Annotated in this window: 23 protein-coding genes; 13 read left to right on the top strand and 10 right to left on the bottom strand. The window is 43.7% G+C overall.

All coding sequences use genetic code 11. The features are described 5' to 3' along the window. Positions 1–56: 56 nt before the first annotated feature. Both ftsE and ftsX read left to right on the top strand, forming a co-directional pair. Positions 57–731, top strand: a complete 675-nt coding sequence (gene ftsE, locus GMES_RS11895) for a cell division ATP-binding protein FtsE (RefSeq protein ID WP_006992948.1) — start codon at positions 57–59, stop codon at positions 729–731. Positions 732–801: 70 nt separating this feature from the next. Next, positions 802–1,782, top strand: a complete 981-nt coding sequence (ftsX, locus tag GMES_RS11890) for a permease-like cell division protein FtsX (protein ID WP_006992947.1) — start codon at positions 802–804, stop codon at positions 1,780–1,782. An 82-nt stretch (positions 1,783–1,864) separates the two neighbouring features. On the opposite strand, the gene GMES_RS11885 is transcribed toward ftsX, so the two are convergent. Further along, positions 1,865–3,106 (bottom strand): EAL and HDOD domain-containing protein, encoded by a 1,242-nt coding sequence (locus tag GMES_RS11885; protein WP_006992945.1) that lies wholly within the window; start codon positions 3,104–3,106, stop codon positions 1,865–1,867. 531 nt (positions 3,107–3,637) lie between these two features. On the opposite strand from GMES_RS11885, the gene rpoH reads away from it, so the two are divergent. Continuing rightward, the gene (gene rpoH, locus GMES_RS11880; protein WP_033185507.1) at positions 3,638–4,489 is read left to right on the top strand and encodes an RNA polymerase sigma factor RpoH; all 852 of its coding nucleotides are present in this window, start codon (positions 3,638–3,640) and stop codon (positions 4,487–4,489) included. 83 nt (positions 4,490–4,572) lie between these two features. Here rpoH and GMES_RS11875 read toward each other — a convergent pair whose 3' ends face one another. The 3 genes from GMES_RS11875 to pip all read right to left on the bottom strand — a co-directional run bounded on the left by GMES_RS11875 (position 4,573) and on the right by pip (position 6,997). Then, positions 4,573–5,499 carry a bifunctional GNAT family N-acetyltransferase/hotdog fold thioesterase gene (locus GMES_RS11875; protein WP_006992943.1) on the bottom strand — a complete coding sequence of 309 codons (927 nt, stop codon included), beginning with the start codon at positions 5,497–5,499 and terminating at the stop codon, positions 4,573–4,575. A 95-nt stretch (positions 5,500–5,594) separates the two neighbouring features. Next, a complete protein-coding gene (gene dtd, locus GMES_RS11870; RefSeq protein ID WP_006992942.1) occupies positions 5,595–6,032 on the bottom strand; it encodes a D-aminoacyl-tRNA deacylase in 438 nt (145 codons plus the stop codon). Continuing rightward, positions 6,029–6,997, bottom strand: a complete 969-nt coding sequence (gene pip / locus GMES_RS11865) for a prolyl aminopeptidase (protein WP_006992941.1) — start codon at positions 6,995–6,997, stop codon at positions 6,029–6,031. Before pip ends, dtd begins: the two co-directional genes overlap by 4 nt. Before the next feature lie 94 nt (positions 6,998–7,091). Between pip and GMES_RS11860 the strand changes: the two genes are divergently transcribed. Then, positions 7,092–7,319, top strand: a complete 228-nt coding sequence (locus GMES_RS11860; RefSeq protein ID WP_006992940.1) for a hypothetical protein — start codon at positions 7,092–7,094, stop codon at positions 7,317–7,319. Between the two features lie 20 nt (positions 7,320–7,339). Continuing rightward, positions 7,340–7,978, top strand: a complete 639-nt coding sequence (locus tag GMES_RS11855) for a DUF2959 domain-containing protein (protein ID WP_006992939.1) — start codon at positions 7,340–7,342, stop codon at positions 7,976–7,978. Positions 7,979–7,991: 13 nt separating this feature from the next. Here the strand turns inward: GMES_RS11855 and GMES_RS11850 are convergent, their stop codons facing one another. Both GMES_RS11850 and metF read right to left on the bottom strand, forming a co-directional pair. Next, positions 7,992–8,894 carry a virulence factor BrkB family protein gene (locus GMES_RS11850; RefSeq protein WP_006992938.1) on the bottom strand — a complete coding sequence of 301 codons (903 nt, stop codon included), beginning with the start codon at positions 8,892–8,894 and terminating at the stop codon, positions 7,992–7,994. Between the two features lie 36 nt (positions 8,895–8,930). Beyond that, positions 8,931–9,815 carry a methylenetetrahydrofolate reductase gene (gene metF, locus GMES_RS11845; protein ID WP_006992937.1) on the bottom strand — a complete coding sequence of 295 codons (885 nt, stop codon included), beginning with the start codon at positions 9,813–9,815 and terminating at the stop codon, positions 8,931–8,933. A 146-nt stretch (positions 9,816–9,961) separates the two neighbouring features. Here metF and metJ point away from each other — a divergent pair, with 146 nt between their 5' ends. Continuing rightward, positions 9,962–10,285 (top strand): met regulon transcriptional regulator MetJ, encoded by a 324-nt coding sequence (metJ, locus tag GMES_RS11840; RefSeq protein WP_006992936.1) that lies wholly within the window; start codon positions 9,962–9,964, stop codon positions 10,283–10,285. 105 nt (positions 10,286–10,390) lie between these two features. Here metJ and GMES_RS11835 read toward each other — a convergent pair whose 3' ends face one another. After that, positions 10,391–11,056 (bottom strand): glutathione S-transferase, encoded by a 666-nt coding sequence (locus GMES_RS11835; RefSeq protein WP_006992935.1) that lies wholly within the window; start codon positions 11,054–11,056, stop codon positions 10,391–10,393. 156 nt (positions 11,057–11,212) lie between these two features. After that, entirely contained in the window at positions 11,213–11,539 is a 327-nt protein-coding gene (locus GMES_RS11830) for a c-type cytochrome (protein WP_033185492.1), read from the bottom strand. Between the two features lie 66 nt (positions 11,540–11,605). Between GMES_RS11830 and GMES_RS11825 the strand changes: the two genes are divergently transcribed. From GMES_RS11825 to GMES_RS11810, 4 genes are all read left to right on the top strand, one after another. Next, positions 11,606–13,048: a protein adenylyltransferase SelO gene (locus GMES_RS11825; protein ID WP_006992932.1), complete on the top strand. Its 1,443-nt coding sequence runs from the start codon at positions 11,606–11,608 to the stop codon at positions 13,046–13,048. A gap of 167 nt (positions 13,049–13,215) precedes the next feature. Then, positions 13,216–16,074: an EAL domain-containing protein gene (locus GMES_RS11820; protein WP_039987339.1), complete on the top strand. Its 2,859-nt coding sequence runs from the start codon at positions 13,216–13,218 to the stop codon at positions 16,072–16,074. Positions 16,075–16,162: 88 nt separating this feature from the next. Then, positions 16,163–16,777, top strand: coding sequence for a GTP cyclohydrolase II (gene ribA, locus GMES_RS11815; RefSeq protein ID WP_006992930.1), 615 nt, complete (start codon positions 16,163–16,165; stop codon positions 16,775–16,777). A gap of 160 nt (positions 16,778–16,937) precedes the next feature. Beyond that, entirely contained in the window at positions 16,938–18,317 is a 1,380-nt protein-coding gene (locus tag GMES_RS11810; RefSeq protein WP_006992929.1) for a DUF3300 domain-containing protein, read from the top strand. A 103-nt stretch (positions 18,318–18,420) separates the two neighbouring features. Here the strand turns inward: GMES_RS11810 and GMES_RS11805 are convergent, their stop codons facing one another. Then, positions 18,421–18,741: a DUF3718 domain-containing protein gene (locus tag GMES_RS11805; RefSeq protein WP_006992928.1), complete on the bottom strand. Its 321-nt coding sequence runs from the start codon at positions 18,739–18,741 to the stop codon at positions 18,421–18,423. Between the two features lie 517 nt (positions 18,742–19,258). Here GMES_RS11805 and GMES_RS11800 point away from each other — a divergent pair. Together GMES_RS11800 and GMES_RS11795 are read left to right on the top strand one after the other, a co-directional pair. Continuing rightward, positions 19,259–20,311: an agmatine deiminase family protein gene (locus GMES_RS11800; RefSeq protein WP_006992927.1), complete on the top strand. Its 1,053-nt coding sequence runs from the start codon at positions 19,259–19,261 to the stop codon at positions 20,309–20,311. After that, positions 20,308–21,216, top strand: a complete 909-nt coding sequence (locus GMES_RS11795; protein WP_006992926.1) for a carbon-nitrogen hydrolase — start codon at positions 20,308–20,310, stop codon at positions 21,214–21,216. Before GMES_RS11800 ends, GMES_RS11795 begins: the two co-directional genes overlap by 4 nt. Before the next feature lie 94 nt (positions 21,217–21,310). Here GMES_RS11795 and GMES_RS11790 read toward each other — a convergent pair whose 3' ends face one another. Then, entirely contained in the window at positions 21,311–22,327 is a 1,017-nt protein-coding gene (locus GMES_RS11790; RefSeq protein ID WP_006992925.1) for a serine/threonine dehydratase, read from the bottom strand. Positions 22,328–22,448: 121 nt separating this feature from the next. On the opposite strand from GMES_RS11790, the gene GMES_RS11785 reads away from it, so the two are divergent. Continuing rightward, positions 22,449–22,823: a PH domain-containing protein gene (locus GMES_RS11785; protein ID WP_006992924.1), complete on the top strand. Its 375-nt coding sequence runs from the start codon at positions 22,449–22,451 to the stop codon at positions 22,821–22,823. Positions 22,824–22,864: the final 41 nt, after the last annotated feature.

Below are 22,864 nucleotides of genomic sequence, written 5' to 3'. Positions count from 1 at the left end.
GGGTTTGCAAAAACAAACAATGCAGCTAACAGCCTGATTGAGCGAAGAGTGATTCAATGATCAAATTTCAGCAAGTGAGTAAAACCTACCCTGGCGGGCAACAAGCGCTGCGCAAGGTAGACTTTCATGTAGAGCCCGGAGAAATGGCGTTTTTAACGGGTCATTCTGGTGCCGGTAAAAGCACCTTGCTGAAATTAATCAGTTTGATGGAACGCCCCACTGTGGGTCAGGTGTTAATTAATGGGCATGACTTAAATACCATTAGTCGTCGCCAAATCGCCTATATTCGTCGTGACATAGGCATGATTTTTCAAAGCCACCAACTCTTGATGGACAAAAGCGTATTCGACAATGTCGCGCTGCCACTCATTATTGAAGGTTATTCACACAAGGAAACCACCAAACGAGTGCATGCAGCACTTGAAATGGTTGGCCTTAGAGACAAAGCAAAAAATCTTCCCATTATGCTATCAGGCGGTGAGCAACAGCGCGTAGGCATTGCCCGCGCAGTTGTGAATAAGCCGCCACTATTGTTGGCTGATGAGCCCACGGGTAATTTAGATCCAAAGTTGTCTATGGAAATTATTCGATTGTTCGAGGACTTCAACCAAGCGGGTGTATCCGTCTTTATCGCAACCCATGACTTGGGCTTGATTGCCCGCATGAAATATCGAACTCTGACCCTCAAAAACGGGCAAATGATCACCGATGGTCTATCCCAAGACTTTTAACCAAAACGCTGAAATAACAACAGTCTGGCTGAGCAATGGCTAGCAACACATGCATAAGTGAGTTTGAAGAATGAGTTTATTATTTAAAGGACGAGCCCAGGGCGCCCAGCTAAGTCAGGTTTCTATCATTCAGCGCATCCAAATGTTTTTTCTCAGCCATGTTCGCCAAGCATTAGGCAGTTTGGGGGAAATGTGGCGCTCTGGCGCGGCCTCACTGATGACCATAGGCGTGTTGGGTTTAAGTATTACATTGCCTAGCACCTTATACATCTTGGTAAAAAATATTGAACAAGTGAGCTCAGGGTGGGACCAAGCCTCTGAAATATCTTTATTTCTAAAAGCTGAAACATCAAAGCAACACATAGACCAACTTCTGACCCGTATTAATTCTTGGCCAGAAGTGAGTAAGGTGACTTATATCCCTGCGGATGACGCGCTAAATGAGTTTAAAGCGCTGTCAGGATTCGGCGATGCTATCGCGTATTTAGATAAAAACCCATTACCACCTGTTGTGCTTGTGGCGCCTAGCGAGAAACACGCCGGCCCTGTGGCTGCGCGTTTGTTACTCGATAAGCTGCGCAAAGAGCGAGAAGTCGATATAGGCAAACTTGATCTGGAGTGGTTACAGCGCCTAGATGCACTTTTAACAGTAGCCAAAGAGCTGGTGACGATTATTGCGCTACTGCTGTTTTTGGCGGTTGTTTTGATTATTGGCAATACCATCAGGCTCAACATTCTAAGTAAAAAAGATGAAATACTAGTGATGAAGCTAGTGGGTGCGACCGACGCCTTTATTCAACGCCCCTTTATGTACACTGGCTTCTGGTATGGTTTATTAGGCGGCCTATTAGCGTGGTTCACGGTAGTTAGCTTATTGTGGTGGATGAGCGCCAGTGTTGAGGCTGTGAGCGCCCTTTATCAAAAGCAATTCAATATTGCCGGTGTCGACTTCAGCACCTTACTTATTATGCTGTCAACTTCTGTGCTCCTAGGGCTGGTTGGTTCGATGATTTCAGTAAAACGACATGTAAGTGCCATTGAGCCAAAGTAATGTCGTACCTCGTGTCGTGAAAGGCGCACTAAAGTTTGGCTGCCAAGCAAACTTTAATGGCAATGTTTATTCAGGCGGGCGTTTACGCCCTTGATTCTGGAAAGTGTGGTGATACAGACTGACGTAGACCGTTACCCCAAATAATGGCTTCGTTGAACATACTGTGTAGTCGTTTCTGGTCAATTTTCAACAAACCAGCTATCCGTATGACTTTCAACCAGTTCGCACTTTCAAACGCCCTGGCCAAAACTAAATAAATAGACAGGTCGTTCTGGCCACCGCTTAAAGCAAATTTAACTTCATCATCTATGGGTAACTGATTCAGTAGTGTGTCCATATCTTGATCAAGTATTGCATCAAGTAAAGAGAACAAACCGACTAAAAATCCCACTGGCGGGTTATCCCCTTTTTTCGCTTCTTGGGCAACTAAATCACAAAATTTCGCTCTTACGAGCGACAAGTGCAGCAACTCAATCGGCTTGTCATCATTTAAATTGGCCAGTGCTAACAAGGCCACGAACTTCTTAAGTTCCACTTCCCCCATATAGGTGATTGCGTGGCGCAGTGACGTGATCCTGTAACGCTTATTCACCATAGGGTTGTTTACAAAGCGCAACAACATATAAGACAAGCCAACATCATGCTCGATAACAGAATTTACACGCTCAATATCAAAGGTTTCGCTAGAGCTGACACCCATGAGTTCTACTAACGTTAATTTTGAGGTAGGCAAATTTTGTTGTTTGATTGCCTCGGGTTTAGCAAAAAAGTAACCTTGGAAGTAATCAAACCCCATGTCGCGATATATCTCAAAATCTTGCTGGCTATCAATCTGTTCAGCCACCAATTTTACATTGGCATCTAATAACCTAGGCATACTTTTCGCCACACCATCGTAATCGCTTTGCATCACATTCACTTTAACGATGTCAACAAATGGCAGAAAATCATTCCATTTAGGGTCTAAGTTATGATCGTCCAAAGCGATAGTAAATCCGCTATTCTTCACTTGCTGGCAGACCCCTAGCAAAGTGTCATGTGGCAAGTTAGCATCAGATAATTCAACGATGACGTTAGAAGGATCTAAAACAGCAGGTAATCCATTAATTAAGGTTTCTTTTTGAAAGTTAATAAAAGATTTTTTATTGCAAGAGATTTCGTCTAGTCCGAGGGTAAGATAATGCTTAGCAATCAGTTTTTCGGTGCGTTCGTCTCTTGCCGTATCTGGATAGCAATTGTTCTTACCATCACGAAAAAGTAATTCGTAGGCAAACACATCACGTTGGCGATCTAAAATAGGCTGGCGAGCAATAAAGGCGAACATTTACATCCCTATGAAATCATTTGAGTAAGGTTATTAGGCCTAAAGACACAACGCACGGAAAGCGCTGCAAATAAATTTTTAGTACATAGATGTACTGTCGTCGTTTTTTTGAACAAAGTCAGACTAACAGACAAATTTAAACCTTGTAAATAAGACAAACTGCTGTTTTTACATCCATAAAACAAATAAGATCAATTCCGCTTATCAAATATGATGCACTTCCGACATATGTAATAGAATATTAATATTGCGAAGATAGTACTTGCGTACAATGGTAACTGTTATTATGGTGGCATCATTCGTTGTTCATACTATTCGAGCAACCCCCAAAAAGTAGCGCTTTAATAACTTTTCAATTGATCTCGATCAACTAGAGCTTATATTTGTATAATATCTTATTGATAGATCAGCCGCTACATGAAATTTTTTCGCGTTTGAGTGGTCTATTACAGCAAATGTAGAACTCAATGCGGTTCTTGGTTGGCAAAGTCATTGCATGGTTCCAAGAACACAATGTTACACGAGGTGATTATGACAACAGATATGCGTGCACTAACATTAACCGTTCCACAGACCGGTAGCATCGAAACTTACGTGCAAGCTGTTAGCAGCATTAATATGCTTACAGCCGAAGAAGAACGTGGTCTAGCAGAACGTTTACAACAGGAAGACGATTTATTAGCAGCAAGAAAGCTAATCATGTCACACCTTCGTTTCGTTGTGCATATTGCAAAATCTTATTCTGGGTACGGACTTCCTCAAGCTGATTTGATTCAAGAAGGTAATATCGGCCTAATGAAAGCGGTAAGGCGCTTTGACCCTACGGTAGGTGTTAGGTTGGTATCGTTCGCTGTACATTGGATTAAAGCCGAAATTCACGAATTTGTGCTGCGTAATTGGCGCATAGTGAAAGTCGCGACAACCAAAGCACAACGTAAGCTGTTCTTTAACCTGCGTAAGAATAAAAAGCGTTTAGGCTGGTTCACTCATGCAGAAGTGCAAAAGGTTGCAAGTGACTTGGGAGTGAGCGAAAAAGAAGTATTACAAATGGAAGCTCGTATGAGCAGTCACGACCAAGCCTTTGATTTGTCAGCAGATGATGATGAAAGCGGAAGCTTCGCACCGGTACAGTTTTTAGAAGACAAAAGTGCAGATGTTGAAACTGACGTTGTTAACGCAGATTGGGACGCCACAGCTTCACAGAAGCTATATTCAGCGATTAAAACCCTTGATGAGCGTAGTCAGCATATCATTCAAACGCGCTGGTTAAGCGACGACAAAACAACGCTACAAGACTTAGCAGATAAATACCAAGTATCTGCAGAGCGTGTTCGTCAAATCGAAAAGAACGCCATGAAAAAATTACAGAGTGCTATGGTATAACTCAGTAATATGAACACGAAAAAGCGCGTTTTAAACGCGCTTTTTTATTGCCTGAAAAATAATCACTGCTTATTAACTAAAAATTACTCGCTTTGGGCGTCTTGTTCTTCAGCCGCAGGGGGGAGAATCCAATACACTCCCTTGAACTCGGCAACAGCAGTATCGCCATCAAGAATATCGACCTGTAATTTAATTTGGCATTTCTTGTCTTTCGCTAATGGCTCGAACTTACCGCTAAGACTTTCAATGTGACATAAGGCTCTTGGCTGCATAGTGATGGGTTTGTGATAGTGAATATTACCGTCCCCTAACACTATTTCCCCAACAAGATTCTTCTCCTTCAATTGCAAAAAAATCATGCCCCAGCCTGTCAGAGTCGCCAAGGAAAAAATACTGCCGGCAAACATAGTCCCATGCAAATTGATATTTTTATTTAGCGAAGCTCGGTTCTCTAAAGTCTTACCAGAGTATTGATACAACTTGATCCCCATTTGTTCACTAATAGGGATGGTATCGTGCCATGTATCCTGTAACTCTTTACACCATTTTGGGTGCAACAAAATCGTGTTATGGGCCAACAGACGCTTAACCATTTGTTGGCGTTTTAACTTCCCTAATTCAGTCGAAGCTTCTTTTTCCACTTCAAAGCCACAACTCTCGAAAAACGGAGTGGAAAGCTCTCGGCTATTAGTGACGATGCGAACGGCGCCCTCTTGTCGCGCTACGGCTTCAAGTGAAGACATGATCATTTTGGCTAAGCCACGCCCCTGCGCATCATTGGCGACAGCTATATGGCGAACCTGAGCTTCCTCAGCGCTGTTCATGTGTATACGGCCAATAGCGATCACTTCACCTTTGTTATTACGGATCATGCGATGTTCACTGACTTGCTCATATTCATCTTTTTCAGAGCCTTGAGGATAATTCCAAGGCTTTCGCAGCATTAACCAGCGAAATTCAAAATATGCTTCAAACTCTGCATCTGTTTCTGGGGTTTCAATCTTATACATTATTATGCATTTATCCTTATGGAGATATCGATAACCTGAGGCCGAATTATATCAGCCAGTCCACCATTAGATATTATTCATTGCTTGGTAGCAAATCAGACGTTTAAGGAGAACGTCACAGGGCCATCATTGACTAATGTAACTTGCATATCTGCACCAAATTTACCTGATTCGCAGAGTATTTCACTGCTTCTCCCCAATTCAACAAAGTAGTTATACAAAGATTCGCCCAATTCTGGCGACGCTCCTTGGGAAAATCCAGGCCGATTTCCTTTGTTTGTCTGCGCCACCAAAGTGAACTGAGAGACCACAAGTAATTCGCCACCGACTTGCTGAAGATTCAGGTTCATTTTACCGTCTTGATCGCTAAAAATTCGGTAATTCAGCACCCGCTGAAACAGTTTTTTGGCCTTTTCCTCGTTGTCGTCTTTTTCCACACCAAGCAACAACAAAATCCCTTGATTAATCTCCCCAATGACCTCATTGCCAACGCAGACATTGGCTTCGCTGACTCGCTGAATCAAACCAATCATTCTTGCTCCTTTATAAAATCAGCCATCGCGGTCGCAGCTAAACAAAGAGCTGCTGTAATTTTGGGCTCATTGGCGCTGTGGCCAGACTCGGGCACTATGATGAGCTGACTCGTAGACCAAACTTCGTTAAGTAAATAGGCACCTTGTATTTTGCACACACAGTCATAGCGACCATGAATGAGCGTTGCCGGTATATGACTGATTTTATGAATATTTTTCAATATATAATTTGGCTCAATAAAGCAAAGGTGCTTTATGTAATGACACTCTAAAATGGCCAAACTAATCCCCCTGTGTACATCAGGGACCAACTCATCTTCATGTAATTTACAGTGCAACTTGCTGATCCTGGCTTCCCACAAACACCATGCTTTAATGGCTGCCATTTTGTGCACTTCATCGATGCCAGTAAACAAATCATAGTAAGCATCAACTAACGACGTCGTATGAGACTTATCTGCCACGGGGTGGATGAACTCCTGATAGTAGTCAGGGAATAGCTGGGCAGCTCCGCCTTTCTCGTCTAAGTACCAATCAAAATCTTCTTCTCGCGCTAAAAAACTGCCTCTTAAGATGAGTCCTTTAACCGTTTCAGGATGCTCAATGGCAGCAAGTAGCGCCAATGTTGCCCCCCAAGAGCCGCCAAATAATACCCACTGCTGGACACCTAAATGCTTTCTTATCTGGGTAATATCACTCAGTAAATCTTGGGTAGTATTATTCTTGATGCTACCGAATGGGGTGGATTGCCCGCTCCCCCTTTGGTCAAACCCAATAATCCAATATTTGTCAGGATCGAAGAAACGACGATAATTGGCGAACAGCCCTGCCCCTGGGCCCCCGTGTAAAAACAGCACAGGTATTCCTTCTGGGTTACCACTTTGCTCAAGATATAACGAATGATCGTCGCTAACTGCTAGCATCTCGCTGAAAAACGGTTTAATTGTAGGATAGAGTTCACTCATATAGGCAGCCACTTTGACATTATTTCTTCCAACCGATTACAGTAGTTTGTTAAAGTGTATCCACAATAATGAATTAATAACTTAGGGGCAACAAATGGCAGGACAAGGTTCAGGTGGAAATGTAATTGCAGCGATATGTAACTTATTTTTTCCAGGATTGGGACAATTAGTTCAAGGACGGATACTAGCAGCAATCATATTTTTCGTTCTGGTATGGACTAACTACGCCCTAGCAGCCACAGGTATTCTGTTTTTTATGGCAGTGTTCGGCTTCATCTTCCAAGTATGGTCGATTATTGATGCCGCTAAATATCGTGGTTAATTAACACTAAAGAGGTTTTCATGAAGAAAATAATACCAACAGTATTTTTATTCACCCTGCTAACAGGTTGCCAGAGCGCCTATTATGCAGCCTGGGAAAAAGTGGGCGTTGAAAAGCGCGATATCATGGTTGATCGTGTTGAAGATGCGAAGGAATCGCAGGAAGACGCCCAACAACAATTTAGCGATGCACTAGAACAATTTACCCATTTGATGAATTACGACGGCGGTGAACTGCAAGACGTATACGAAGAGTTAAAAGACCAGTACGAAGAAAGTAACCAAGCAGCAGCAGAAGTGACCAAGCGCATTAATAAAGTAGAAAGCGTAGCTGATGCGTTATTTGATGAGTGGGAAACTGAATTAGATAAATATACCAATGACGGTTTACGCCGTGAAAGTGCGAGCAAACTTAAAGATACCCAGCGCCACTATGCCAGCCTAGTTAAAAGCATGCGTAAAGCAGAGGCAAAAATGGATCCTGTTTTATCTGCACTACAAGACAACGTGCTGTATCTAAAACACAACTTGAATGCGACTGCAATCGGTGCCTTACAAAGTGAGTTTAACGGTGTTAAGAATGACATCAATCAGCTTATTGCTGAAATGAATAACGCCATCAAAGAATCAAATGCGTTTATCTCCAGTATGCGAGATTAACTAGCATTTAACCCTACGCAGGCGATTGGGACTCATCCTCATCGACCTGCGTAAAATTCTCTTGTGATTCTTCATGAAAAAACACTTCAATCACGTGGGTTAATTCAGCCCCAAGCAACACCACTATCCACGACAAGTACACCCAAACGAATAAAATAGGAATAACGGCCATCGCGCCGTAAATCATTTGGTAAGAAGGGAAGTGAGTAATGTAAAACGAGAAACCTTTCTTCGATAGCTCAAACAGTAGCGCCCCCATAAACGCACCGACGAGGGCATGGCGAGGGTTTATCCGCTTATTCGGTACAATCATATACAGAATAAAGAAAGCGCAGACAGACGCGATAAAAGGCACAATTTTGAGCATGGCCGTTGTGGCGCCCATGGTGTAGGCTTCAGCCGAATTAGCAAAAGCAACCAAATAAGAGCTCATGATCACGCTTAGGCCAATTAGTAAAGGCCCTAAGGTGAGGATCATCCAATAAATCGCAAACGTAAAAATGATGGGCCGCTCGCTTTTTGCTTGCCAAATGCGGTTCAAGGTTTTATCTATGTTCGAGATAAGCAATAAGGCAACCACCACCAAAGATAAAATCCCGATCGCACCCATTTTTGATGCGTTACCCACGAACTCGGCAACGTAACCTTGGATTTGATCACCAGAAGTAGGAATGAAATTACCGAAGATCAGCGCTTCTATATCACCGCGTACCTCAGAAAAAGCAGGAAAGGCCGACAATATAGTGAAGAACACCATGATAAACGGCACCAAAGATAACAAGGACACATAGGCTAAATGCCCAGCGGACACGGTGATCCCATCTCGTTGGCAATGGCTTACAAACATACGAACAAAAATATTCGCTTTAGGTAACCAGCTCCTTAGTACATCCGACAAAATAACCTTGGACTCCATACTTTTCCTTTACTACAGGCTGAGAATTCAATCCTCTTAGTCTGCTCTAACACCTAACATATGGCAAATAGCATAACTCAATTCACAGCGATTCAGTGTGTAGAAATGAAAATCACGAATGCCTTCTTTTGCTAAGACTTTGACCATGTCCATCGCAATGCTAGCGCCCATTAAGTTACGAGTAGTTTGGTCGTCCTTATCTAGGCCGTCATACATTTTATGCAGCCAATTTGGTACGTGTACATTGGTAAAGCCAGCAAAACGCTGCAGGGTTTGATAGTTCGTCACAGGCAAAATACCCGGTACGATATCCATATCAATACCCGCGGCTGCTGCCCTGTCCCTAAAACGTAAAAACACTTCAGCATCGAAAAAGAACTGGCTAATTGCTTGGTTCGCACCCGCTTCGGCTTTGCGTTTCAGGTTTAATAAGTCGAATTGGCTGTTTGGCGCCTCTGGGTGTTTCTCTGGGTATGCGGCAACGGCGATGTCGAAATCAGCAACATCGCGCAGTAATGCCACTAAATCAGATGCATAAGATACATGCTCGGTATAGCCTTCGGGTAAGTCTCCACGTAAAGCTACAATTTTACGGATGCCACTGGCCCAGTAATCTTTGGCGATTTGCTTTAATTCGTCACGGCTAGCATCTACGCATGTTAAGTGCGGTGCAGCGGCAATGCCTGTTTCGCTTTGAATACGTTTTACGATTTCGTGGGTACGATCACGCTCACCACTATTCGCACCGTAAGTCACAGACATATATTTGGGCTTTAAGGGCGCTAAGCGCTCCACCGATTTCCATAGTGTCTTTTCCATCGTTTCGGTTTTAGGTGGAAAAAATTCAAATGATACATTGATCCCTTTCACTTCTGACAGTGACTGGTTGAGGGCATCGATACCTTGTGCATAAGAGACCATGAAAAGCTCCGTGATTATATGGACGTTTAGACGTCTAAACTAAACTTTGTACGTAAAGCCGTCAAGATGTTTAGCAGTCTATCGTTGACCTTTATTCGTTTATGGTTAGAATTTCCCCTTATAAGAAAGAAAAAAGCGAGTAAACGATGGCTAAAACGACAAAATGGAACGGGAAATACATTCATCCCTACGCCGAGCATGGGAAAAAGAGCGAGCAAGTGAAAAAAGTCACCGTCTCTATTCCATTAAAAGTGCTCAAGGTGTTAACGGATGAACGTACACGTCGCCAGGTGAATAACCTGCGTCATGCAACGAACTCGGAGTTATTGTGTGAAGCATTCTTACATGCTTTCACTGGGCAGCCATTGCCGAATGACAACGATTTGCAAAAAGATAATGACAATCGTATTCCTAGCGATGCACTGCGCATCATGCAAGAAATGGGAATCGATATCGACTCAGAAGAATAGCCCTTGTTTTGTGGGCTACTCAACTAAAGCTAATGACTCAGCCTCGCCAACAAGGCCATCCCAGATAGCCCTTCTAATCTTACCCCTATTAAAAAATGATAACATTTACGCGTAATCGTACTGTCCCCCGCGAGACAAACCTTGCTGATAAGCCGGACGTGCATGGATACGTTTTACGAACGCCGCAATATTTGGGTAATCACCTGCCACATTGCGTGACGCCATCGCTTCTAGCGGAAAGCTCATCTGTATATCCGCCCCAGATAACCCATCACCAGCGAACCACTCGTTATCCGCTAAATATTGTTCAACAAACTTAAGGTTAGCGACCAAATTCACGCCGTAGTATCCGTCCATAACTTTGTCGGCAATTTTATTGGCGATGATTTTAACAAAAAATGGTTTAGCGTTTTGTCTGACTTTATCGAACACCAGCTTGGCAACCATGGGAGGCATCAGGGTTCCTTCGGCGAAATGCAGCCAATAGGTATATTGACGATACGCTTCTGTGCCGGGCTCAGGTATCAAGGCTTTATCACTGTATTTACGCGCTAAATAATCGATAATCGCCCCTGACTCTGCCACAGTCACTTCACCATCTGTGATAACAGGTGACTTACCTAACTGGTGCACCTTCTTTAAAGACTCAGGCGCCAAATTAGTTTGGCTGTCTCTTTGATAACGCTGAATGTCATATTCCACACCCAACTCTTCTAGCATCCATAAAATGCGTTGAGAGCGAGAGTTATTAAGATGATGAAGTGTGAGCATGAGGTACCTTTTTTAAATATATCTGATTGAGATTAACTTACGCTCAAAGTCGCAAACTGGCTCATCAAAAATATTAATATGTCTCTATTAATGCAAAAAGGCTGAAGTTATCTTCAGCCTTTAGGGTATTTACGCATTGATGTGTGCAGAGTAGGGTTATTTTCCTGACGGATCTAAACTCGCGTAATATGCGGCTAAATTTTCTATGTCAGCATCACTCAAGCCTGCAACCATAGGTGCCATTACCATATTTTTACGCTCACCTGCACGAAACGCCTTTAACTGGATTGCCAAGTATTGTTCTTTCTGGCCAGCCAAGTTTGGATACATGGGAATTTGTGAAATTCCATTAGCACCGTGACATGCCATGCAGGTTGCTGATTTAGATTTACCCGCCGCAATGTCGCCAGCGAAAACGTTAGTTGATAACATGGCGATTGTTGAAAGACTCGCCACAAAACATGCTTTTGAGATTAGATTCATAATTGGTCCTTAAGATAACGTCGGTTTACGTAAACCATTCTACGAGTAATAAAATAGAGGCAGACAATGAATTTAGATCATTCATATGCAACGCATTTAGGTGATTTAGGCGCCTTAACTAAGCCTTTACGTGTGGCAAACCCTCAACTTGTTGAGGTTAACCACACCTTACGCGACGCACTGCAACTACCAGCATCATGGTTTACGCAATCTAGCATAATGTCGATGCTTTTTGGCAATACAAGTTCATTTACGACACATTCTTTTGCACAAAAGTACGGTGGTCATCAATTTGGCGGATGGAATCCGGACTTAGGTGATGGGCGTGGTTTATTGCTTGGGGAAGCAAAAGACAAATTCGGAAAGTCATGGGATTTGCATCTTAAAGGCGCTGGCCCTACGCCCTATTCACGCTTCGCGGACGGGCGAGCTGTATTGCGCTCAACACTACGTGAATACCTTGCAAGTGAAGCATTGCATCATATGGGTATTCCTACCTCAAGGGCACTCTGTTTAATTACCAGTGACGAGCCTGTGTACCGAGAAAAACAAGAAAAAGCCGCTATGATGATCCGAGTTAGCCAGAGTCATATTCGTTTCGGCCATTTTGAGTACTTTTATCACAACGGTGAACTGGACAAACTCAAGCGTTTATTTGACTACTGCTTTGAACATCATTTTTCTGCATGTTTGCACAGTGAATCACCCCATTTAGCCATGCTAGAAAAAGTAGTTACGGATACCGCCACCCTAATTGCAAAATGGCAAGCGTACGGTTTTAACCATGGCGTAATGAATACTGACAATATGTCGATTCACGGGATCACCTTCGATTTTGGCCCTTATGCTTTTTTAGATGATTTTGACCCTAAATTTGTCTGTAACCATTCTGATCATCAAGGGCGATATGCATTCGAGCAACAACCTGGCGTTGGTTTGTGGAACTTAAATGCCCTTGCTCACGCATTCACCCCATACTTGAATGTCGAGCAAATCAAGGGGGAACTAAGTCAATATGAACCAAAATTAATGGCTGAATTTTCACAACTTATGCGCCAAAAGCTTGGCCTGTACGAAAATACCCAAAACACCGCTGAACTAGTGAACCGTTGGCTCGACTTAATTTCTCAAGACAAACGTGATTACCATATTAGCTTTCGTTTATTGTGTGAAATTGATGAACACGGCGAAAACCAGCCACTTGTTGATCACTTCATGCAACGAGACACGGCTAAAATGTGGTTAGAACATTATCAACAAGCACTCATTACTCAAAATGTGAAGAGGCAAGAACGCCAAGCAAACATGCGCAACATTAATCCCGAATATGTACTGCGTAACTACCAAGCACAACTGGCAATTGATGCGGCACAAGACGGAGATTTTTCACGTTTTAGAAGGTTATTACAGGTGCTGCAACATCCATTTGAGGGCAAACCTGAGTACGCCGAATTTGCAAAACCGCCACCTGACTGGGGTAAGCACATGGAAATATCATGCAGCAGTTAATCCCTATGTATAAGTATAAACTCTTTGTTGAAAGGGAATATCCGATGTTAGGCTACGCTTCATATTACAACTCGAGGTTGCACACCGTGCCTGCAGCCAACTTTGCTCTGGTTTCTTAGACTGTGAAAATGCGCCGCTCATCTTATTTTACTTCCTTGCTGTGCCTTATGTTGCTGCTTATCATGCAATTTGGGCTGGTGCTTAAGGCGCAAACTACGCAAACCAGCGTTAATATTAATGACTCAACGCCTTCCGTGAATTTAATCACCTCTAGCCATTGGCTTGTAGCCGATAACAAAGTGCAGCTATCTGATGTGCAGGAACTGAAAACTTGGCGTGATACCTTCTCTCCACAACCTCTGAATAAAAATCAAAGCCTTTGGGGCAGAGTTACCCTGAGCACCGATAGTAATCATCAACCTTTTTTTATCAGTATTGATAATCCACGTATCGACGCGCTGGATATCTACGTGTTAGATGAAAGAGACAGGATCATTAACTCATACCGCCTAGGTACAACACGGCCTCATGATAACCGCCCTTTTGAGCATAGGTTATTCGTGGTTCCGGTAGATATTCCTTATGCTCAGCCGCGAAACATCTATATTAAGATCCGCGATGAAGGCCCACTGGTGTTCGCTTTTGATGTGAAATCAGAGTCAGCACTGATTCAAAAAGAACAACGAAACAGCACGATTTTTTCCTTGTTCAGCGGCGCATTGACCATGATGGTGCTGTACTTTTTGGTCACCTATACGTTATTGCGCAGCCCGGTGCGCTTTTGGTTTTCGGTGGCCAGTACAGCGTATTTACTGCTGTTTTTAAATAGCCAAGGTGTGGTGAGTCATGTCACTGGTTTTAATCAATACATAGACAACCTAAGCACTATTTTGTGTGCCCTGTTGCTGTTTTCATTAGCGAAAATAACCTTCACTATATTTCGTCCACTGCCTACCTACTACCGCTATTTCCTATATGCCATGGGTTGGCTAAGTGCTGCTTCGGCGTTTGTACTCAATAGCTACCAACAAATTTTATTGGTATCTGGCGCTTCTATATCATCCATTGTGGTTATCGCCGTGTTAGCAATATTTTATCGTTACAAAGGACACACCATCAGTAATCGCGTGTTTGCTTTGGGTTTAACGCTTATCAGCCTGACTACGGTGGCACACATTGGACTTTATCTAAACTGGGTGGCTTTTCCCGAACAATTATCACTCACCCTTAGCACGTTAATCATTATCGGTATTGTATTGATTGCTGTTGCCATAGCCGCCCACGAAAAAGTCAACGCATTTAGGCATTACAACGAGCAACAAACTTCTATTCGCGCCTTACAACAATTCGTCGATATGTTTGAAGAAGCACCAGAAGGGCGCTTTATCTCCAGCCTCGATGGTCAATTGTTACGGGCTAATCTAGCCATGGCGAAGATATTTGGCTATGAAGACGTGGCGCAAATGAAAGCACACTTGCCCACGATGTCCACTTTGTATGCAGAGCCAAATGAACGGGAGCTGCTGCTAGGTGAACTCCATAAAAACCAAACCACGTTAAGTAGAGAGTTACGCGGTAAAACACGGCAGAATCAGGATCTTTGGTTATCTGTGTCTGCTCAATTGAGCAAAAATGGCGACACTGGTGAAAAACTAATTTGTGGCTCAGTAGTAGACATTAGCGCGCGAAAGTCTGACCACCAAAGTATTGAGTACATGGCCAGCCACGATACGCTAACTGGCTTTTATCAGCGCCAAGCATTCGAGAAACACCTACATGAAGCGATCCTCTTCGCTAAACAACAGCAAGAAGAATTGACCTTATTGCACGTAAACATCGATCAGTTTAAAGCGATCAACGATACTCATGGCCATAAAGCCGGCGATGCTGTACTTAGGCAGTTTTCGCAGTTAATGAAAAAGATTGTCAGCGATGACGGCATAATAGGTCGCTTAGGCGGAGATGAGTTTGGTATTTTGCTGGTTGGCAATAATGCCCAGAACAGTTTTATGCTGGCCAATAAACTATTAAATGCCGTACAAGCACATGAGTTTACATGGGAAGAACGCCCTTTGACCCTTGGGGTCAGCATTGGCCAAGTACCATGGAATGACACAATATCAAGCTCAGAGCAGCTGCTCAGTATGGCCGATTCAGCCTGCTATATGGCGAAAAAACATGGCAGGAACCGACTTCACACTTACTCCTCAACAGACAAGCAAATAGCTAAATACGAATCTCAGTTGAGTTGGCTACCCCGTATACAACACGCACTGAGTCACAACGGTTTTGAACTTCATTGCCAAACGTATATGCCGATGACATCTATTGCTAAGGGGCATCACTACGAAATATTGTTGCGTTTAGTGGATGAACATGACCAGCGCATACTACCCAATGAATTCTTACCTGCGGCCGAGCGCTATAACCTCAGTGCCAAAATTGACCGTTGGGTTATCGACACTTATTTTGCCTGGTTAGCACAAAACCCGCAGCACAAGGCAGATCTTATGCGTTGTAATATCAACTTAAGTGGCCATTCACTGGGTGAGCAGGATCTTAAACTGTTTATTTTGAGCGCGTTTGAAAAATACCAAGTGCCTCACAATAAGATCTGTTTCGAGATAACAGAAAGCATGGCTATCTTAAAACTCGACGAAACCATTGAGTTTATTGATACATTTAAAGCGCTTGGCTGTACGTTCGCTCTAGATGACTTTGGCAGCGGCTTTTCATCATACAATTATCTAAAAAATCTGCCCGTGGACCAAGTTAAAATTGACGGCGAATTCGTTAAAAATATTCTTATTGATCCCGTCGATATGGCTATGGTCACTTCCATCAAAGACATCGCCAGTGCGATGAAAATACAAACCGTAGCAGAATATGTAGAGTCAAAAGAGATCATGGTGGAATTGGGTAAAATTGGCGTTGATTTTGTTCAAGGCTTTGGCGTGAATAAACCCATCTCGCTAAGCACAATGACAGACCAAAACAGTGTCTTTAATTCAGAAGCGGGGCCGTAGAGACACTTGTATTTAAATATTCCGCACCCATATTTTCATCCAGTGTGACAGCCCTTTAAATAACTTTTACAAGTCAGCAAGCAAAATTATGAAACAACTTCAGAAGTACGAATTCGTGAGCTCAGCCTCTCTTCCCACGCGCTGGGGCCAGTTCACCATACACGGGTTCGTTGAAACCGCAACCGAACAAGAACATGTCGCCTTAACTTTCGGACAATGGCAATCTGGTGATGTGATACCCATGAGAATTCATTCTGAATGCTTAACCGGAGACGCGTTATTCAGTACCCGATGTGACTGCGGCGCACAGTTAGAAAAGGCGCTACAAAATATTGTAGAACAAGGCAAAGGTGTGCTGCTTTATTTACGCCAAGAAGGACGTGGCATTGGCTTGTTAAATAAAATTCGAGCGTATAATTTGCAAGACCAAGGCTTAGATACGGTTGAAGCAAATGAGCATCTAGGGTTCGACGCTGACTTGCGAGAATACGATATGTGTAAGTTAATGCTTGATACTTTAAATGTGCAACGCGTAAATTTGATGACCAATAATCCTAAGAAGCGTAAGGCGCTTGAAGCGATGGGCATTGAAGTGGTTAGCCGCACGCCAATTGACCACGGCATTACAGATGACAACCGCCATTATATTCGCACTAAAACGGAAAAATTGGGCCATGAGTTTGACCCACATCTACTTAAATAATCATTTAAGTTAGGCCGTGTTCGCGGCCTTAGCTTCCCCAACGAGACATAAATAACTCACTTAAGCCTCGATTCAGTTTAGATTAAGCCTTAACCGCCCACACTACAGTCACCGTATAACCTTTACCTATCGTGTAAAGGTAAAACAACTGAGGTGTCCTATGGGCAGAAACACTAAGTACATCATCATTTATTTGGCTGCCATAAGCCTGTTGATTAGCGTCGCGCTGCAATTGGCCCATGCAGAAACCCAAGCTGAACCACCTGTTGAGCTGCATCAAGCAAAATTAGACCAAATGTTGGCGCCTATTGCCTTGTATCCAGATTCTTTGTTATCCCATATCCTGATTGGAGCAACGTATCCTCTCGAAGTGGTGCAAGCCGCTCGCTGGCGTGAAGAGCACGCTAACCTGTCTGAACAACAAGCTCTGGATCTTGCCGAACAACAAGATTGGGACCCTAGCGTCATTGCCCTGACTCCCTTTACTGAATTGCTCGAACGTATGAGTAAAGACCTGAATTGGCTGCAGGACTTAGGCGATGCATTTTTAGCGAATGAAGAGCAAGTGTTAGAAAGTGTGCAAACACTGCGCAGCCGGGCGTATGCCAAAGGGAATTTGCAAGACAACCAATACCAAAATGTCGAGCGTGAGCAAGATAAAATAGTGATCCATAGTGTTGAACGTGAAACCGTTTACGTGCCCTACTATGACACTCGCGTCGTATATGGTGACTGGTGGTGGACCGTGCACCAGCCCATTTTTTGGCGCTCGCCTCGTCACTACACCTTTCATTCAGGATTTCATTGGAGTCCGCGATTTCATATCAGCGCAGGGTTCTTCTTCGGTGGTTTTCATTGGCGCAAAAATTACGTGGTGATCAATAACGACTATCGTTACCGCCGTTCGAACCACAGATATACCTATAGCAAAGTGCGCAATTACCCCAGATGGCAGCATAATAATCATCATAGACGCTCAGTAAAATACCATCGTGGCTATAACGGTACCCATAAGCGCACAGTTACCAGCCGTAACGTTGAAATGCAGAAAAATCGTATACATAGGGATAAGGTCGTCTCGCGCTTGAAGCACCAACAAAGCGCCCGCAATCATGGGCAGTACAAGCGAGAGCAGAATGCTCATAACAAACAGAATGCCTTTAGCAAAAAGAGTGCCGACAGCAAAAAGAAAGCGCATTTTGAGCAAAGTAGAAAAAGTAACGGCGAGACGTTTTCAAAACGTTCATCCCAAGCAAACGGGCGGTCTTACAAAATTGAACAAGGTAGACAAAAGACAGAGCAGTTAAGAACAAAACCCCAGCGTACGATTAAAAGTCAGCGCAGCGAGCATCAGCGTGTTAAGCATCAAAGTACTGACAGAAACAATGGTAAAAACCGTTATGTTTCTAAACCAGCGAAAGCTGTCAAAAGAGCGTCACAAAACAAGCAACACAGAACACCATCTAGGATGACGAAACAGTCTAATAGACAGTCAAAAACACAATCAGGGAAATTTAATGCAAGAAGGGTAGAACCTTAGGGGAATGTAGTACAGCGTATAGCGCTCTTTAACAGAAAAAGAAGCTAAAATAGCCTGCTGGGCAGGCTATTTGCCTATGCTGAATGAGGTATCAAGCGACCTCTTACGCATTGTTTTTGGTCTTTAGGTAAGCACTAACTTGTGATGCTTCACGCTGTTCTGAGAATTGAATCAAATCAACACCGTTACACTTCATGCCTTCAGCCGATACAAGCTTGCGAAGAACATCATTAGAGCTTGCAGCTACTTGACCGACTTTACTACGTAGGCTGCGCTTAAGCATACCAAGATCATCATTTACTACGGCTTTACAGAAGCTCGAGTATTCGCTGTCACCTGCGAAACGCACTTTGCTGCTTGATTCCATACCAGCGCTTGCATTAAAGGCTGTCAACGCGACGAGAGATATAAGTACTTTTTTCATTGTGTGCTCCAAATATTGGTTAGCTAATTAAGTGTTCAGCAGGTTCTGCCTGCCACTGAAATATCCATGAATTTGATGATCATGTCTGTGGTTTTATTGTACGAAAGTAGTAAAAAGCATGTAAAACAAGGAGTTACACAAAAATAACATTTGTAAGCCATTGAATTTTAACAGTATTTTTCATTTATATATACTCATAATTGAAATGAATATTCCTATTTATTCCAAAAACATCTGTTTAAAACTGAAAGTAATGTCTCTTAAAAATCAAAAATAGATTAAAAGTTAAACAATATATGAATTAACAGCCTGATTTTCACGTTAAAACGTTGTTAAATTACAAAATATGTAATTTTTATTACAGAATTTTACTGGACAGTTTTCATGAGGATTGAGACAAGCGCATTGCATCGACCAAAAATTTAGCGCTAAACAGGCAAAATTCACAAGACCCGCCTGATGGTTATCATTATACTCCGCGAATATTGAGCAACTTTAATTTGTGACGGTAAATTTTATGCGATTACTCCCTGAATGGGCGCCTCAAGAAGCCATTATTCTTGCTTGGCCCGATCAAAAAACAGATTGGCAACCTTGGCTTGCCGACGTTCGCCAAGTCTATTTGACGATTATGGCCACGCTTAACCAAGCTGGTACTGGGGTCATACTCCTTATTCGCGGACAAGAAATGCCTACTTTTAGGTCCTTGAGCCAAGATTTTAATCAGCCCATTGATCGTGTGCTATTAGTACGCGCCGATTACAACGACACTTGGGTTCGAGATTATGGCTTTTTAACTTGCCACAGTTCAGGTGGCATGCAGCCCATCGAGTTCAACTTTAACGGCTGGGGCAATAAGTTCGATGCTAAAAAAGACAACATGATAAACCAGCAAGTGTTAGCAGGCTTATGCCGTTTACCGCTACAGAGTTTCGATATTGTTGCTGAAGGCGGCGCATTGGAAATAGACGATGCAGGTGTGTTGTTGTCAACAGAGTTTTGTTTATCGAATCCTGAGCGTAATAGCGACATGACGATGTCTCAGTATCGCGGGGCTTTTAAAGTTGCACTGGGCGCCAAGAGTGTACATATATTCCAGCAAGGGCATTTAGAAGGTGATGACACAGACGGCCACATTGATACCCTAGTGCGTTTTACCCCCCATGATGGCCTGGTGGTGCAATCAGCATTTAATGTACCCGATGACACTCACTATACTGGCTTAGCGGCCCTAGTGGATGAGTGCAAAGCTGCCATGCCAGAACATGATATCTTTGAACTCCCGTTGCCCCAAGTGTTTAACCAGCAAGGCGAGCGGCTGCCTGCTTCTTATGCCAACTACTTGATAAATAATAAACAGATCTTATGTCCTATATATCAGCAGCCACAAGACCAACTTGCCATGGATGTCATGGCAAAGGCCTATCCTGACCATACCATAGTGCCAATAAACTGCTTACCCTTGGTTCAGCAATTTGGCAGCTTGCATTGTATTAGTATGCAAGTTCCGGTTAGCACATTAACGTTCGACATTAGTAAAAAACTAGCAACAGGAGTCAGTGAGTTATGAGCCGCACCCCACAAACCGCCAAAACCCTAAAGGTAGGAGTTGTTCAACAAGCGGTTGCCAATAATGACAAGCAACTCAGTTGGCAGCGTAGCGCTGAACAAGTAACAAAACTCGCCGAGCAAGGTTGCGAACTAGTCATGCTGCAAGAATTGCACAGCACCCTGTACTTCTGCCAGCAAGAAAACACTGATTTTTTCGATTTAGCTGAACCTATTCCAGGCCCAGCTACGGATTACTTTGCCGAGCTAGCCGCCAAGTTAGACATCGTTTTAATTACGTCTTTGTTTGAAAAACGTGGTTCAGGTTTGTATCACAACACCGCCGTGGTGTTCGATCGCCAATTAGGCATGGTCGGCAAGTATCGCAAGATGCACATTCCCGATGACCCTGGTTTTTACGAGAAGTTTTACTTCACACCAGGCGACATGGGCTTTGAGCCAATCCAAACCAGTGTCGGTAAATTGGGTGTACTAGTATGTTGGGATCAATGGTATCCAGAAGCAGCTCGTTTGATGGCCATGCGTGGCGCAGATATGTTGTTCTACCCCACTGCAATTGGTTGGGATCCAGCCGACACAGTAGAGGAACAACAAAGACAATTCGGTGCGTGGCAAACCATTCAGCGCTCACACGCTGTGGCGAATTCAGTTCCCGTTATAGTGGCAAACCGCACTGGCTTTGAAGCATCGCCAGTAGAAGGCGACAACGGCATTCAATTTTGGGGGCAAAGTTTTATTGCAGGCCCACAAGGGGAGATCCTCGCCCAAGCCGATGCTGACAGCGAACAAAACTTGATGGTTGAATTGGATTTAGCCCGCACGGAACAAGTCAAGCGCATTTGGCCCTACTTCCGGGATCGTCGTATCGACGCCTACGAAGACATGACCAAGCGCTGGCGCGACTAAATATCGTAGCGCATAAAAAAAGCCCCACTGACCAAATCATTGGGGCTTTTTTTATGTGTAAATCCAAAAGGAATGCAGAAGGAACCAAGAGGAGCTAAATCACCGAAGCCAGCGGCACACTGGGTAAACTTGGTTGATTGATTAAATGATCTTGTTGCCAAATTTGCTGCATTTTTTGTGCATCGATATTTCCCCCAGACAAAATCACCACCACTTTTTGCGGTGCGCTTTGCTTGGCCAAATAGTTAACCACGCCATGCATACTCATGGCGCTTGTGGGCTCAACATGCAACTTTAATAAATGCTGTAGCCACTGCGTCCAGTAGGCAATTTGCGTTTCATCCACTTCGTAAAAACCGTCTAGCTGTTGAATCAGTGGATAGGTATGTTCGCCTACCGCTGGCGTTGCGGCACCATCCGCGAGTGTTTTAGCCGGTGTTATTAAGCGCTGAATACTGCCCAAGCGCAAAGATTGCGCCGCATCGTTACCCGCCAGCGGCTCACTCGCGATCACTTTAGTTTGTGGGCTTAACGCGCGTGCGGCTAGCATGCTACCTGAGGCTAATCCCCCACCGCCACAAGGCATGAAAATGGCATTCACGTCAGTGGTTTGCTCTAGTATTTCTGCGGTAACCGTACCCTGCCCTGCAATGACATCCGGGTGATTAAAGGGCGGGATCCACAACGTGCCCGGCTCATCTGCTGCTTGTGCCACGGCATTGTCCGCTTCATCTCGTAATGGGAATAGGCGCAACTCAGCCCCGTAAGCCCGAGTGGCAGCCGCTTTAATTTTTGAGATGTTTTGCGCACTAAAAATAGTCACAGGAATACCAAACAAAGACGCAGCATACGCCACTGCTTGGGCGTGATTGCCCGAACTGCTGGCTACCACTCGTTTAATGGGAACGTCTTTTTCTCTCGCATGCAGCAGGGTATTCAATGCGCCACGCAGCTTAAAAGCACCTGTGCGCTGTAAGCATTCGGTTTTAAACAGAACTTCGTGCCCAAGCCAACGATTGAGTAACGCGGATGTCATCAGTTCGCTCGTGTGCACATAACGTGAAATACGTAATCTAGCCGCACTGATATCAGCAAAGTTCACACTAGGCATGTAATAACAACTCCTTGATAAATAAAGCCGATAAGCACTTTAGCATGAGCTAACACCCGTTATTAGTTCTCTTTTTACACAAAATCGGTTTTACTAGGTAAAATCTAAAAAGGAGAACAACATGGGATTACTTGACGCCATCATGGGCAACGCATCTGAAATCGATGTCAGTGATGTGAGCGAAGAACTAGCACCGATTATCGGCGCTACAGAAGAGGTTCAGCAAGTGTTTAAAGTGGTACGCGATATGTACGTATTCACCAATAAGCGCTTGTTACTGATTGATAAACAAGGCTTGACCGGCCGCAAGGTGGATTACCATTCCATTCCTTATCGGGCCATCACCCAATTTAAAATTGAAACCGCTGGGCATTTTGATTTAGACGCCGAGCTAAAAATTTGGGTGTCAGGGCAAGAACAGCCGATTGAAAAAGAACTTAAGAAAGACACAGTGGTTGGCATTCAGCAAACCCTGGCGACTCACATGTTTGCTTAACAGATGTCTCATTTGAGCAAATACGAAAAAGGCGACTGAAC

The sequence above is a fragment of the Paraglaciecola mesophila KMM 241 genome, from assembly GCF_000315015.1.
GTDB classification, from domain to species: Bacteria; Pseudomonadota; Gammaproteobacteria; order Enterobacterales; family Alteromonadaceae; genus Paraglaciecola; species Paraglaciecola mesophila.
The sequence above is the reverse complement of the archived record's forward strand: the minus strand, read 5'-3'. Positions and strand labels throughout refer to the sequence as shown.

What these genes read in the sequence shown, in the direction of transcription:
- ftsE (WP_006992948.1), top strand. Translation starts at nt 57, where the DNA reads ATGATCAAATTTCAGCAAGTGAGTAAAACCTACCCTGGCGGGCAACAA.
- ftsX (WP_006992947.1), top strand. Translation starts at nt 802, where the DNA reads ATGAGTTTATTATTTAAAGGACGAGCCCAGGGCGCCCAGCTAAGTCAG.
- GMES_RS11885 (WP_006992945.1), bottom strand. Translation starts at nt 3,106, where the DNA reads ATGTTCGCCTTTATTGCTCGCCAGCCTATTTTAGATCGCCAACGTGAT.
- rpoH (WP_033185507.1), top strand. Translation starts at nt 3,638, where the DNA reads ATGACAACAGATATGCGTGCACTAACATTAACCGTTCCACAGACCGGT.
- GMES_RS11875 (WP_006992943.1), bottom strand. Translation starts at nt 5,499, where the DNA reads ATGTATAAGATTGAAACCCCAGAAACAGATGCAGAGTTTGAAGCATAT.
- dtd (WP_006992942.1), bottom strand. Translation starts at nt 6,032, where the DNA reads ATGATTGGTTTGATTCAGCGAGTCAGCGAAGCCAATGTCTGCGTTGGC.
- pip (WP_006992941.1), bottom strand. Translation starts at nt 6,997, where the DNA reads ATGAGTGAACTCTATCCTACAATTAAACCGTTTTTCAGCGAGATGCTA.
- GMES_RS11860 (WP_006992940.1), top strand. Translation starts at nt 7,092, where the DNA reads ATGGCAGGACAAGGTTCAGGTGGAAATGTAATTGCAGCGATATGTAAC.
- GMES_RS11855 (WP_006992939.1), top strand. Translation starts at nt 7,340, where the DNA reads ATGAAGAAAATAATACCAACAGTATTTTTATTCACCCTGCTAACAGGT.
- GMES_RS11850 (WP_006992938.1), bottom strand. Translation starts at nt 8,894, where the DNA reads ATGGAGTCCAAGGTTATTTTGTCGGATGTACTAAGGAGCTGGTTACCT.
- metF (WP_006992937.1), bottom strand. Translation starts at nt 9,815, where the DNA reads ATGGTCTCTTATGCACAAGGTATCGATGCCCTCAACCAGTCACTGTCA.
- metJ (WP_006992936.1), top strand. Translation starts at nt 9,962, where the DNA reads ATGGCTAAAACGACAAAATGGAACGGGAAATACATTCATCCCTACGCC.
- GMES_RS11835 (WP_006992935.1), bottom strand. Translation starts at nt 11,056, where the DNA reads ATGCTCACACTTCATCATCTTAATAACTCTCGCTCTCAACGCATTTTA.
- GMES_RS11830 (WP_033185492.1), bottom strand. Translation starts at nt 11,539, where the DNA reads ATGAATCTAATCTCAAAAGCATGTTTTGTGGCGAGTCTTTCAACAATC.
- GMES_RS11825 (WP_006992932.1), top strand. Translation starts at nt 11,606, where the DNA reads ATGAATTTAGATCATTCATATGCAACGCATTTAGGTGATTTAGGCGCC.
- GMES_RS11820 (WP_039987339.1), top strand. Translation starts at nt 13,216, where the DNA reads ATGTTGCTGCTTATCATGCAATTTGGGCTGGTGCTTAAGGCGCAAACT.
- ribA (WP_006992930.1), top strand. Translation starts at nt 16,163, where the DNA reads ATGAAACAACTTCAGAAGTACGAATTCGTGAGCTCAGCCTCTCTTCCC.
- GMES_RS11810 (WP_006992929.1), top strand. Translation starts at nt 16,938, where the DNA reads ATGGGCAGAAACACTAAGTACATCATCATTTATTTGGCTGCCATAAGC.
- GMES_RS11805 (WP_006992928.1), bottom strand. Translation starts at nt 18,741, where the DNA reads ATGAAAAAAGTACTTATATCTCTCGTCGCGTTGACAGCCTTTAATGCA.
- GMES_RS11800 (WP_006992927.1), top strand. Translation starts at nt 19,259, where the DNA reads ATGCGATTACTCCCTGAATGGGCGCCTCAAGAAGCCATTATTCTTGCT.
- GMES_RS11795 (WP_006992926.1), top strand. Translation starts at nt 20,308, where the DNA reads ATGAGCCGCACCCCACAAACCGCCAAAACCCTAAAGGTAGGAGTTGTT.
- GMES_RS11790 (WP_006992925.1), bottom strand. Translation starts at nt 22,327, where the DNA reads ATGCCTAGTGTGAACTTTGCTGATATCAGTGCGGCTAGATTACGTATT.
- GMES_RS11785 (WP_006992924.1), top strand. Translation starts at nt 22,449, where the DNA reads ATGGGATTACTTGACGCCATCATGGGCAACGCATCTGAAATCGATGTC.